General features: G+C 40.3%; 8 protein-coding genes and 2 pseudogenes. 6 read left to right on the top strand and 4 right to left on the bottom strand.

Annotated elements, in window-relative coordinates:
• Positions 1–3: 3 nt before the first annotated feature.
• From HWX15_RS09655 to HWX15_RS09645, 3 genes are all read left to right on the top strand, one after another.
• Positions 4–681: a response regulator transcription factor gene (locus tag HWX15_RS09655; protein ID WP_000548991.1), complete on the top strand. Its 678-nt coding sequence runs from the start codon at positions 4–6 to the stop codon at positions 679–681.
• A complete protein-coding gene (locus HWX15_RS09650) occupies positions 674–1,648 on the top strand; it encodes a sensor histidine kinase (protein ID WP_175880999.1) in 975 nt (324 codons plus the stop codon). Before HWX15_RS09655 ends, HWX15_RS09650 begins: the two co-directional genes overlap by 8 nt.
• Before the next feature lie 800 nt (positions 1,649–2,448).
• A complete protein-coding gene (locus tag HWX15_RS09645; protein WP_175880998.1) occupies positions 2,449–3,960 on the top strand; it encodes an ATP-binding cassette domain-containing protein in 1,512 nt (503 codons plus the stop codon).
• 89 nt (positions 3,961–4,049) lie between these two features.
• Here the strand turns inward: HWX15_RS09645 and thrS are convergent, their stop codons facing one another.
• Together thrS and HWX15_RS10115 are read right to left on the bottom strand one after the other, a co-directional pair.
• Positions 4,050–5,993, bottom strand: coding sequence for a threonine--tRNA ligase (gene thrS / locus HWX15_RS09640; protein WP_175880997.1), 1,944 nt, complete (start codon positions 5,991–5,993; stop codon positions 4,050–4,052).
• Positions 5,994–6,314: 321 nt separating this feature from the next.
• Positions 6,315–6,688: pseudogene (locus HWX15_RS10115) on the bottom strand (hypothetical protein).
• A 202-nt stretch (positions 6,689–6,890) separates the two neighbouring features.
• On the opposite strand from HWX15_RS10115, the gene rpsO reads away from it, so the two are divergent.
• The gene (rpsO, locus tag HWX15_RS09635) at positions 6,891–7,160 is read left to right on the top strand and encodes a 30S ribosomal protein S15 (protein WP_001018251.1); all 270 of its coding nucleotides are present in this window, start codon (positions 6,891–6,893) and stop codon (positions 7,158–7,160) included.
• A gap of 676 nt (positions 7,161–7,836) precedes the next feature.
• Complete coding sequence (locus HWX15_RS09630) at positions 7,837–8,457, top strand: CadD family cadmium resistance transporter (protein ID WP_000531713.1); 621 nt, start codon at positions 7,837–7,839, stop codon at positions 8,455–8,457.
• 204 nt (positions 8,458–8,661) lie between these two features.
• Here HWX15_RS09630 and HWX15_RS09625 read toward each other — a convergent pair whose 3' ends face one another.
• Together HWX15_RS09625 and HWX15_RS09620 are read right to left on the bottom strand one after the other, a co-directional pair.
• Positions 8,662–9,411: a lysophospholipid acyltransferase family protein gene (locus tag HWX15_RS09625; protein ID WP_175880996.1), complete on the bottom strand. Its 750-nt coding sequence runs from the start codon at positions 9,409–9,411 to the stop codon at positions 8,662–8,664.
• Positions 9,412–9,736: 325 nt separating this feature from the next.
• Positions 9,737–10,902, bottom strand: a pseudogene (locus tag HWX15_RS09620) (IS30 family transposase).
• A gap of 184 nt (positions 10,903–11,086) precedes the next feature.
• Between HWX15_RS09620 and HWX15_RS09615 the strand changes: the two are divergent.
• On the top strand, positions 11,087–13,423 hold the full coding sequence (locus HWX15_RS09615) for a cation-translocating P-type ATPase (protein WP_175881016.1): 2,337 nt from the start codon (positions 11,087–11,089) through the stop codon (positions 13,421–13,423).
• Positions 13,424–13,513 lie beyond the last annotated feature (90 nt).

The raw sequence follows: 13,513 nt of genomic DNA, 5'->3' as shown, positions 1-13,513 counted from the left end.
CAGATGCACAAGATTTTATTAGTAGAAGATGATCAGGTTATTCGTCAACAAGTCGGAAAAATGCTCTCTGAATGGGGATTTGAAGTGGTCTTGGTAGAAGACTTTATGGAAGTTTTGAGTCTATTTGTTCAGTCGGAACCTCATCTGGTCCTCATGGATATTGGTTTGCCCTTGTTTAATGGCTATCACTGGTGTCAGGAAATCCGCAAGATTTCCAAGGTGCCTATCATGTTTCTGTCTTCGAGAGACCAGGCTATGGATATTGTCATGGCAATCAATATGGGCGCGGATGACTTTGTGACCAAGCCTTTTGACCAGCAGGTTCTTTTAGCCAAGGTTCAGGGCTTGTTGCGTCGTTCCTATGAGTTTGGGCGTGACGAGAGTTTACTGGAATATGCCGGTGTTATCCTCAATACCAAATCAATGGATTTACATTATCAAGGGCAAGTCTTGAATTTGACCAAGAACGAATTCCAGATTTTACGCGTTTTATTTGAGCATGCGGGCAATATTGTAGCGCGTGATGACCTGATGCGGGAGCTTTGGAACAGTGACTTTTTCATTGATGACAATACGCTCTCTGTCAATGTGGCTCGTTTGCGTAAAAAATTGGAAGAGCAGGGCTTGGTAGGATTTATCGAGACCAAGAAAGGGATAGGGTACGGACTGAAGCATGCTTGATTGGAAACAATTTTTTCTAGCCTATCTGCGCTCCCGTAGTCGTCTGTTTGTCTATCTGCTTTCTTTGACGTTTCTGGTCTTACTCTTTCAGTTTTTATTTGCCAGTTTAGGAATTTACTTTCTCTATTTTTTTCTCTTGTGTTGCTTTGTAACCATCTTATTTTTCACTTGGGACATATTGGTAGAAATGCAGGTCTATCGCCAGGAAATTCTCTATGGAGAGAGGGAAGCCGAATCTCCTTTGGAAAGAGTTTTGGCTGAAAAATTAGAAGCGCGTGAGATGGAACTCTATCAGCAGAGGTCAGATTCAGAAAGAAAACTGACTGATTTGCTGGATTACTATACCTTGTGGGTCCATCAGATTAAGACCCCCATTGCAGCCAGTCAACTCTTAGTTGGAGAAGTGGTCGATCGCCAACTGAAGCAGCAATTAGAACAGGAAATTTTCAAGATTGATTCCTATACCAATCTAGTTTTACAGTACCTGCGTTTAGAAAGTTTCCATGATGATTTGGTCTTAAAGCAGGTTCAAATCGAGGACTTGGTCAAGGAAACACTTCGTAAATATGCTCTTTTCTTTATTCAAAAAGGCTTAAATGTCAATCTACATGACCTTGATAAAGAAATCGTGACGGATAAAAAGTGGCTGCTAGTGGTCATTGAACAAATCATCTCAAATAGTCTCAAGTACACTAAGGAAGGTGGTCTGGAGATTTATATGGACGGGCAAGAGCTTTGTATCAAGGATACGGGAATCGGGATAAAAAACAGTGATGTCCTCCGAGTCTTTGAACGTGGCTTTTCAGGGTATAATGGACGCCTAACCCAGCAGTCATCTGGACTTGGCCTCTACCTATCTAAGAAAATTTCTGAAGAACTGGGTCACCAGATTCGCATCGCGTCTGAGGTCGGAAAAGGAACGATAGTAAGAATTAAGTTTTCCGATATAAATCTGATAATTGAGTGAGAAGAGACAATGAGTTTTTACCCAATCTCTTTTTGCTATATTTCAGGATATTTGAAGACTGTTTTTTACAAAACCAATAATAGAATTTTTAATACGGAATATAGTATAAATACTGGTTCAAAGTGAAGTTTTGTATGCTTTATACTTTTGTTGAGTATAAAATCTATAAACTAAGGGTGAATTACAAAAATTAATTTGAGATGAAGTGAATTGTAGACTTGGGAAATGTCTCCTATTCGATTTCAGAATGAATCGTTGATACAGGATTAAAAGAACTGCAGCTTTCTTTTTATTTTGAATGAGATAGGTGTATATAGATTTGTGTAACTGGTGTAGAACTGTTTCCAAGAATTTATTGAATGTATCGAATACACACATTCTATTGATTTTGAACCAGTTTTTAATTTCTAAATGTTGATAATAGTTTTATCAAGTAAAAGGAGACTGCCATGATTGGAGACAATATAAAATTCTTACGAAAATCACATAATCTGATATAACCAGAATTTTCACGGATTGTGGGTGTGTCACGAAATAGCCTAAATCGTTAGAAAAACTGAAAAAGCTTACTTTCAATAGAAGTATTGGAAATATTCATTTTACATCTATCAAAGAAACATGGGATAGACCTATATTTTACAAAATAGCAAATTATATTTTGAATGATAGTAAAAACGGCAGTACTTGTGTGATTTACAATTATTGCACTCAATGTCCGAGTATCGCACTATCTGAAATAGGGAATAGTAGAGATTGTTCTGCGATATGTAAAAAAAACGCATTAGCAAGGAGTATCGTATATGCTACCATATCTTAAAACTATTAGATGGTATCTCTTCTTTAATTTTCTTTTTGGTGTAGTATCGAATATCTGCACAGCTTTGTTACCGTATTTCACGCAGGCATTAATCAAAGGGGATTATCAAGTAGCTCTATATGGTTACTCTATGTCAGTGGCAGGCTATTTGAGTTGTAACTATATCCAAATGATACTTGATTGGAAGCAGGGGATTATCTTTTCGACTACTTTGAAAAATGAGTGGTTTCGTTCACTTCTGGGACTCAGTCACCACGATTTTAAGCAGAAAACAGTAGCAGAGTATATTTCCTATCAATCTAATGACCTAGATTCGTTGGAAAAGGATTACCTTCCTCCATTGATGAGTTTTATCAAACAAATTTTACGTATCATCATTTACGCTTTCATTATTAGCAGAACAATTAATCCTATTGTATCACTGATTTTAATCTTTTCTACTGGAATTAGTATTCAAATTCCTAAAATCGTTGGGAAGTTGACCGCTAATCGTAGACAGGTTTACTTGAAAAAACAAGGAGATTACTATCGAACTTTGGAGGATTTGCTCATGGGACATCATTTGGTAAATAAACTAACTATGTCGCATTTTTTGAATCAACAAAAGAGTTCTCTAAAGAATTTGCAGGATAAGTATTTTAAGTATGGTTTGACAAAAATTACAGGCATCTTATTGACAGGTGTTTCTTTTGAATTCATTAGTCTTGTTCTGTTTATTTATTTAGCCTACTCTCTATCTCACCAGCAACTCGGTATTCCTGAGGTGGTGGCGAGTTTCGGATATATTAATGCTTTTTCTGAACCAATACAGGAAATCCTTTATGATTTACAAATGTTAGAGTCCGTAAAGCCTGTAATCAAGAGTTTTCAAAACATTGTTGGGAGACCCGTTTCAGTTCAAGCACCTCAACATTCTTTTGATACGATTACTTTGAAAAACATTTCCAAACAACTGGGAGAATCAAAATTGATAATTACTTCAGCTACGATTCAAAAAGGGGATAAAATTGCGCTTATTGGTAAGAATGGGTCTGGAAAAAGTAGTCTTCTCAACATTTTAAATGGAACAGATGAAGATTTTGACGGACAAATTGTGCTAGATGGGCTTGTTTTGGACCATCTTTGGGGAAGATTCGGTATGATTCTGCAACAAGAACATACATTTATTTCGAGTTATGAAAATAATGTAACGCTATTCAATAGTTTCAATGAAAAATTTAGAGAAGAAGATTTTGAAAAAATTCCACCACAATCCCTGTCAGGTGGTCAGCAACAACGAATGTATTTAAATCGTGAGAAAAATCGTAAAAATCCATTGCTTATCCTAGATGAACCTTTCTCTGCCTTGGATACTAATCAGTTTAAAATGGAATTGGAAAGAGTTCTGGAACTACCAAGTGCCGTCATTGTTACTTTACATCGCCAAAACGAATTATTAAGTAAGTTTGACCAAGTTTGGGAAATTAAGAATGGAGAACTTGTAATTTTGAAATAGCTAAATTATAAAGAATAAAACGCATAGTATCAAGGTTCAACACCTGATATTATGCGTTTTTCTGATTTTAAGGACTTTTTACTAGGTTCTTATTTCTCAACGCGTGATTTGTTGGCAATATCAGCTAGGATAGCTTGAACAAAATCATCTACTGAGACAGTTTGTGTTTCTTTTTGTCCGTAACGACGAACGTTGACTGTTTCGTCTTCCATTTCCTTGTCTCCAACAATCAATTGGTAAGGAATCTTGCTGGTTTGTGAAGCACGGATCTTGAACTGCATTTTTTCATTGCGCTCATCTACGTCTGCACGGACACCGCGGTCACGGAGTTTTTTCGCCACTTCCCATGCGTAGTCCACGTGTTTTTCGTTAGATACTGGGATGAGGGTTACTTGGTGTGGTGCAAGCCATGTTGGGAAGGCACCCTTGTAGTTCTCAATCAAGATAGCTGTGAAGCGTTCCATAGTTGAGATAACTCCACGGTGGATCATAACTGGACGGTGCTCTTCACCATCAGCTCCGATGTATTTAAGGTCGAAGCGTTCTGGAAGCAAGAAGTCAAGTTGGATAGTAGAAAGAGTTTCTTCTTTTCCAAGAGCGGTCTTAACTTGAATATCTAATTTTGGACCGTAGAAGGCTGCTTCACCTTCGGCTTCAAAGTAGTCAACACCCATTTCGTCAAGGGCTGCACGAAGCATGGTTTGAGCATTTTCCCACATCTCATCGTTATCAAAGTACTTATGAGTATCTTGAGGGTCACGAAGAGAGAGGCGGAAGCGGTATTCATTCAAGTTGAAGTCTTCATAAACATCGATAATCAACTGAAGGGCACGTTGGAATTCTTCTTGGATTTGTTCTGGAGTAACGAAGAGGTGACCGTCGTTAAGAGACATTTCACGTACACGTTGAAGACCAGTCAGGGCACCAGATTTTTCATAGCGGTGCATCATACCGATTTCAGCGATACGGATTGGCAACTCACGGTAAGAGTGAACATGGTGTTTGAAGACTTGGATGTGGTGCGGACAGTTCATTGGACGAAGGACAAATTCTTCCCCGTCACCCATGTCCATAGTTGGGAACATGTCTTCTTGGTAATGATCCCAGTGACCAGAAGTCTTATAAAGCTCAACAGAAGCAAGTGGTGGAGTGTAAACGTGTTGATAGCCAGAAGCCAACTCCTTGTCAACGATATAGCGTTCCAACTCACGACGAATAGTCGCACCATTTGGCAACCAGAATGGCAAACCTTGACCAACTTCTTGAGAAATCATGAAGAGGTCAAGCTCTTTACCAAGTTTACGGTGGTCACGTTCCTTAGCTTCTTCACGCATTTGGAGGTAGTTTTTCAAGTCTTTCTTGTCAAACCAAGCTGTACCATAGATACGTTGCATCATAGCGTTGTCGCTGTTTCCACGCCAGTAAGCACCTGCTACATGGAGAAGGTGGAAGATTTGGATACGGCCTGTTGATGGGACGTGAGGGCCACGGCAAAGGTCTACATATTCACCCTGACGGTAGATGGTCAAACCGCCTTCGTCTTCAGAGTGTTCTTCAATCAATTCCAACTTGTAAGGGTCGTTCTTGAAGATTTCACGTGCCTCGTCTTTAGTAACTTCTTCACGGATTGATGGGAAGTTTTCTTTGACAATTTTTTGCATTTCTTCTTCGATACGAGGAAGGTCTTCGTTAGAGATTTGACCAGCTGTGTTGTCAGTATCGTAGTAGAAACCATCTTCGATGGCTGGACCAACTCCCAAGTGAATGTCTGGGAAAAGACGACGAGCTGCTTGGGCGAACAAGTGAGCAGCTGAGTGACGCAAGATTGGAAGGGCATCTTCGTGATCAGGTGTCACAATTTCGATGCTTCCATCTTCAGTGATAGCACGAGTAGTGTCGATGAGTTTGCCGTTGAATTTACCAGCCAAGGCCTTTTTAGCTAGAGAATTGCTGATAGATTGGGCAATTTCAAAAGTTGTAACGCCAGATTCGAATTCACGAACAGCGCCATCTGGGAAAGTAATGTTAATCATGATGTTCTCCTTACTTATATTATTGACGAATGTGTTAACCCTATTCTGAAAACAGGGACAGAGGATTGTGAAAGCTAGAAAAACAAAAAGCGACATCCTCAAAAGGACGTCGCAACGTGGTTCCACCTTCATTTATGTTCCTCAAAAAAGAGGGACACCTCTGATTGGCTCTAACGTGGCCACCGTCTTATGTTTGCATAAAAACTCAAGAGTAGTATCAGTTTAGGCCTCCTATGCGTTTCCAGCAACCACGCACTCTCTAGTATAAAGGGACTAAGTGACTTGTCTCTATGGATTATTATAGCATGATTGTGAGATTTTTCAAGGATTTTGTGAAAGTTTTTTGTTTTTCATTTTTGTAGAATATGCTTGATGCCAATACCGGAAGCCATGCCCACCAGAGCCAAGGTTTCATAGATTAGCAAGTAAATTAGTATAAACTCACCAAAAGTTATGATAGTAAAGCAAAAGAGCAGTCCGTTACCAATTAACCACCAAAGTGAGAAACGTAAACGGTAGCTATAGAGTAGCGATATAATCAAGATTACCAGAGGTGTAAAGAAGAGAATATTATTTACGTAGAGACTCTTGAGCAAAAGGGGGTCAGAAATGATTAGTGATAACAACTCATAAAATGGCCAATAAAAGAAAAATACGACCAAATAGTAGGGGACATGGGAATAGAATCTAGGCATGATAATCACCTCGTTTAAAAACAGATAACTTGGATTTCTTGCTATGATTATTATAGCATGTTTAAAACAAGAAAGTAAATCTGTTGACAAAGAAGTTAGTTATTGGTAGAATAGGGATTGTCGTAAAGACAAATAACTTCTTCTTGGTTACAGGCATGCCAACCTGTCACTCGGATGAAGCCAAATAAAAAGGAGAAACATCATGGCAATCTCAAAAGAGAAAAAAAATGAAATCATCGCACAATATGCACGTCACGAAGGTGATACAGGTTCAGTAGAGGTTCAAGTTGCTGTCCTTACTTGGGAAATCAACCACCTTAACGAACACATCAAACAACACAAAAAAGACCACGCTACTTACCGTGGATTGATGAAAAAAATCGGTCGCCGTCGTAACTTGCTTGCATACTTGCGTAAAAACGACGTTAACCGTTACCGTGAGTTGATCAACTCTCTAGGACTTCGTCGCTAATCTGCTTTATTTTCCACTTACATTGCGTTGTCACCTTACCTCGATATACTCAAGTATAATCTTCGGTTACGGTTCCTAGCACTGTAAGGTAAAATAAACCAGAATGATCTCTCTTCGGGGAGATTTTTTGTTTCACTAAAAATTTTGTACAATCTTCGGCTTACCGCCTAGTCTATAAACGGTTTATCCAGCAAGAATTATGATGCTAAGGGCATAAGAAATCCGTATGAAAATAGGGAAATGACACAGTGTTCGATGAACACAAGGAGTTTCATCTTTTTCACTAGGATTTTAGCCCGGGCTCAAATCAGCTCTCTGACTTCAGAGGGCTTTTTTATTGAGGTTTTATCGGTCACAATTTTGGAGACTACAAAAACCTCAAATGGTATCAGCTAATTACACCATAAGGGTGCGTAGCTACTCGGCTTGAAAAGCCGAGTAGCTGTCTGCAAGCCCCCTCGGAGAGCCCACACTTTACGAAGTAAAGTATAGTATGTTATACTTTACATGGAAGTAGTCACCGAATTCCAGTTAGAAATTACTTTGTAACTACGTTTTGAGGAGGAGTAAAATGCTTTCCTATGTTCGAAATTACCCACTAGCGATAGCTAAATTAATGTGTCTGTGCTCTCCTAAAATCTGCTGATTTATTACTGACCAATACAGGAGGTTTTTTATGGGACAGACAATCATATCTGCTATTGGTGTTTATATTTCCACCAGTATCGATTATTTAATTATTTTATTTATTTTATTTGCACAGCTATCACAGAATAAACAAAAATGGCATATTTATGCGGGGCAATATCTAGGCACAGGCTTACTTGTAGGGGCGAGTTTAGTTGCTGCTTATGTCGTTAATTTCGTGCCTGAAGAATGGATGGTTGGATTGCTTGGTTTAATCCCTATCTATTTAGGGATTCGCTTTGCAATTGTTGGAGAAGGTGAGGAAGAAGAGGAAGAAGAGGAAGAAATTATTGAAAGATTAGAACAAAGCAAGGCAAATCAACTGTTTTGGACAGTTACATTGCTAACAATTGCGTCTGGCGGAGATAATTTAGGTATCTATATACCTTATTTTGCTTCGTTAGATTGGTCACAGACCCTCGTGGCCTTGCTTGTGTTTGTAATCGGCATAATTATCTTATGCGAGATTAGTCGGGTGTTATCCTCTATTCCCTTAATATTCGAGACAATTGAAAAATACGAGCGAATCATTGTGCCCTTAGTATTCATTCTACTTGGACTATACATCATGTATGAAAATGGCACGATAGAGACTTTTCTGACCGTGTAGATTTTTTGTTTCACTAGGATTTTATCCCGAGCTCAAATTGGCTCTCTGATTTTCAGAGGGCTTTTTCTTTTTCTCAACTTACTTAGACTGAGTTCAATTAGATGGACAATCTTAAAGTTACTCTATTATAGAGTGGCTTTTGATTAGGAGATTCTTATAAATATAAATGAAAAACCTTGGCTGTTTGACCAAGGTTCATTTCTTCTATGCAAGTTTTTCTCTCTTTTTATCTGGATTCCAGATGAAGCTTGCGATAAAGCTAAAGATGATGGTTAGGATAGCGAGGATAATGGCAAGGATGAGGGCAGGAATGCGGATAAACCACCAGAGTGGATTTGGTTTTTTATCATTGTGCCATTGTTTCGTTTCGTCGTCCAGACGTTGGAATTCTGTTTGGATACGATTGGCGACTGTTTCAATGCCTTCATCATTCATTTTCTTGATATCTGAGATATCGATTGGATTTCCAAAGTTCATATCAACACGCTCACGGCTAACCAAGCCTTTCAAGGTCATAGGACCTGTATAGGTAACCGGCATGATACGGACCTTGGCCATTTTGGCAATCAGAGCTACGCCCCCCTTGACATCGTTTGAGTGACGGCTCCCACTTGGAAACATGATGAGAGAGCGGTCACTTTTTTTGAGAACGTTGATAGGATATTTGATGGCTGAGGCGCTGGGATTTTCACGGTCGATGGGAAAGGCGCCACACATACGAATCCACCAACCAAAAATACGGTTGGTAAAGAGTTCTTTTTTGGCCATAAAGATGAACTGTTTTGGCTTGGTCGCAAAGGCCATGTAAACAGGATCCCACCAGGTGCGATGAGGCGCAACCAGAATATAATTTTCATCTTGATTAGGAATTTTATCAGTATTATGATAGTGGGCATTGCCATTGATGGACCATAGGAGCAGGACAACCAATCCACGTAAATAAGTATAAAACATGCGATCTCCTTCGATTGTTTTCTTGTTATTATTATACCTTATCAAAGGAGGGCTGGCAAACTTTTCCCTTGACGGTAAATTCCCAAACTAAGTTCCACTGCTAATCCAAGTGGAAGTTAGTCTGATAAAAATCCTAAAAACCAGTGGAAATCCGTGTCAAGGTAAGTTCCACTGGTTTTACTCATGCTTGATTTCATCGCTTTTGTAACCAAAATGAATCGAAAAAAAGAGCGCACAAAATCCCCTCATCTGAAAGCGTTTCAGATTAAGTTCCGCTATGGTGGAAGTTAGTGTGAGACGTTTAAATGGGGTTAAAGGTTAGTTTTTAGATTTTATGTTGGAGTAATTTAGAAGACTGGCAGACGTCTTCTGCAGTATTTTAGAAATGCCGAGAAGCTTAGGAATCTCTTCTCCATAGGTAAAGGCAAAGAGTTCATAAGCTGACTTTCCATTTAAAGCAGCGCGTTTGACGCTGTTGACATGAGAACAAACGAGATTGATGTCCTCTTGAGTTAAGTTGTCAAAAGAAGTTCCTTTAGGTAGAATGTCGCGAATCAGCGTGTGATTTTTCTCAATTCTGCCTTTCTGGTCAGAGCGATTAGGGTCACAAAAGAAGAGTTTACTCTCTCCTCGCACATCCATTTCGATATCATCGACCCTGGCAAACTCTCCACCATTATCGGTGAGAATGACAGGGAAGAGTTGGAAGAAATCTTTGTCAGCTTGGTGAAGAGTGTTCTTGATGTCATAGAGGTGTTTGGTAACCTCAAGGGCAGTTTTATTATCCAGAAGTCTAGCGAAGATAAAGTTACAGAAAGAGAGATTGAAGGTGAGTAGGAGTTTACCTCCCATCCTGCCCATAACTGTATCCATTTCCAGCCAAGAGTCTAGTTGATTCAGTACTAAATAGTTTTGGAAATCCTCATAGGAACGGTCTTTTTTCGCTTCTTTAGGGATGGAAGGTAGCTTACTTTTCCATCTTTCTTTGAATTTAACGGCTCTGGCTAGGTCAATAGGAGCGATAGATAGGTACCCTTTTCGGATGTGCCGATAGACAGTTGAGGAGCTGACATCAAGGTTGTGAGTTTTGAGGATATGATAGATGTGTTGCCCCTTTTTAACCCCATCAGAGATGACTTTGTCCATGTCCCAGAAGGTCTTGGAATTGAGGGGAGTTCCTTCACGAGCTTCTACAAGAGTTTGTTCGTATTGTTTTTGAGCTTGTTTAGCGAGGTAGAAGATCTTCTTATAGCCACAATTCTGTCTTCTTTTAGGGCAACCATTACAGACAAAGGGAGCTTTGTCGAGTAGAGGGCAAGGAAGGTTGTTAGAGGTAGAGTCTCTAATTTGTTTATTTCGTTTGACTTCTTTAGAAACAGTGGTTGGGTCTTTTAGAATAAGTTGCCCGATAGCTTTGAAGGTTTCGCCGCGCTCTAAGCCTAATTGGATATCATTACGGTCTGAAAGGGTAAGATGTTTATGTTTTGTCATAGTAGACCTCATTTCTAACTCAAACGTCTCACACTTAATTCCACCATAAAAATCCGTTTTAGACTAATTTCCACTTTGGTCAGGCAAGTGGAAGTTACTTTGAGAAGTTAGCCTTTTCCCTTGACTAGGTGCATATTTGGGATGAGATTAGAATTCTTTTAGAAAAAATGATATGATAGAATTTATGGATAAAAATAAGATTATGGGATTAACCCAAAGAGAAGTCAAGGAAAGACAGGCTGAGGGCTTGGTCAATGATTTTACTGCTTCGGCCAGTACCAGCACTTGGCAAATCGTTAAACGAAATGTCTTTACCCTTTTTAACGCTTTGAACTTTGCCATTGCTTTGGCACTAGCCTTTGTGCAGGCTTGGAGCAATCTGGTCTTTTTTGCTGTTATCTGCTTTAACGCTTTTTCTGGAATTGTGACCGAGCTGCGGGCTAAACACATGGTGGACAAGCTCAATCTCATGACCAAGGAAAAGGTCAAGACTATTCGTGATGGTCAGGAAGTTGCTCTTAATCCTGAAGAATTGGTGCTAGGAGATGTCATTCGTTTGTCTGCAGGAGAGCAGATTCCTAGTGATGCCTTGGTTTTGGAAGGCTTTGCGGAAGTCAATGAAGCCATGTTAACGGGGGAAAGTGATTTGGTGCAAAAGGAAGTGGATGCCTTGCTTTTGTCCGGAAGTTTCTTGGCTAGTGGGTCAGTTTTAGCTCAAGTTCACCATGTCGGTGCAGACAACTATGCTGCCAAACTCATGCTGGAAGCTAAGACAGTGAAACCAATCAACTCTCGTATCATGAAATCGCTGGACAAGTTAGCAGGTTTTACTGGAAAGATTATCATTCCCTTTGGTCTGGCTCTCTTGCTAGAAGCCTTGATGTTGAAAGGCTTGCCCCTTAAGTCATCCGTTGTAAATTCGTCGACAGCCCTACTGGGAATGTTGCCAAAGGGAATTGCCCTTTTGACCATTACTTCGCTCTTGACTGCGGTGATTAAGCTGGGTTTGAAAAAGGTCTTAGTGCAGGAGATGTACTCTGTTGAGACCTTGGCACGCGTGGATATGCTCTGTTTGGACAAGACGGGTACCATCACCCAAGGAAAGATGCAGGTGGAGGCTGTTCTTCCTTTGACGGCAACTTATGGTGAAGAGACTATTGCCAGCATTTTGACTAGCTATATGGCCCATAGTGAGGATAAGAATCCAACTGCCCAAGCCATTCGACAGCGTTTTGTGGGAGAAATTACTTATCCTATGATTTCGAATCTCCCCTTCTCAAGCGACCGTAAGTGGGGTGCTATGGAATTGGAAGGTCTGGGGACAGTTTTCTTAGGTGCACCTGAGATGTTGCTGGATTCTGAGGTTCCAGAAGCCAGAGAGGCCTTGGAGAGAGGGTCACGTGTCTTGGTCTTAGCCCTCAGTCAGGAGAAATTAGACCATCACAAGCCAGAGAAACCATCTGATATTCAGGCTCTGGCCTTGCTGGAAATCTTGGACCCCATTCGGGAGGGAGCAGCAGAGACGCTGGACTATCTCCGTTCTCAGGAAGTGGGGCTCAAGATTATCTCTGGTGACAATCCAGTTACGGTATCCAGCATTGCCCAGAAGGCTGGTTTTGCGGACTATGACAGCTATGTAGATTGCTCGAAAATTACGGATGAGGAATTGGTTGCTATGGCGGAGGAGACAGCTATTTTCGGACGTGTTTCCCCTCATCAAAAGAAACTCATCATCCAAACGCTGAAAAAAGCGGGTCATACAACGGCTATGACAGGGGATGGGGTTAATGATATCTTGGCCCTTCGTGAGGCGGATTGTTCCATCGTGATGGCTGAGGGAGATCCTGCGACTCGTCAGATTGCTAATCTGGTTCTTTTGAACTCAGATTTTAATGATGTTCCTGAGATTCTCTTTGAAGGTCGTCGCGTGGTTAATAATATCGCCCATATCGCACCGATTTTCTTGATTAAGACCATCTATTCTTTCTTGCTCGCAGTTATCTGTATCGCCAGTGCTCTTCTGGGACGATCTGAGTGGATCTTGATCTTCCCTTTCATTCCGATACAGATTACCATGATTGACCAATTTGTGGAAGGTTTCCCACCATTCGTTCTGACTTTTGAGCGAAATATCAAACCTGTTGAGCCAAATTTCCTCAGAAGATCTATGCTTCGTGCCCTACCGAGTGCTCTCATGGTTGTCTTCAGCGTTCTTTTTGTGAAAATATTTGGAGCGAGTCAAGGCTGGTATGAGTTAGAAATCTCAACCCTACTCTATTATCTCTTGGGGTCAATTGGTTTCTTATCCGTATTTAGAGCCTGCATGCCATTTACCCTATGTCGTGTCCTCTTGATTGTCTGGTCAGTAGGAGGCTTCCTAGCCACAGCTCTCTTCCCAAGAATTCAAAAACTGCTTGAAATTTCAACCTTAACAGGACAAACATTACCTGTTTATGGTGTCATGATGTTGGTCTTTACCGTGATTTTCATCTTGACTAGTCGCTATCAAGCTAGAAAATAAAGAAAGGCTGCAATCTGTGGTTGCGGCCTTTTTAGGTACAAGATTGCCAGCTGAAATGTGGTATAATAAGAGGTAATAGAGTGTGGAAAG

Source organism: Streptococcus thalassemiae, from assembly GCF_903645285.1.
Classification (GTDB): Bacteria; Bacillota; Bacilli; order Lactobacillales; family Streptococcaceae; genus Streptococcus; species Streptococcus thalassemiae.
This window is presented reverse-complemented; position numbering and strand designations above follow the sequence as displayed.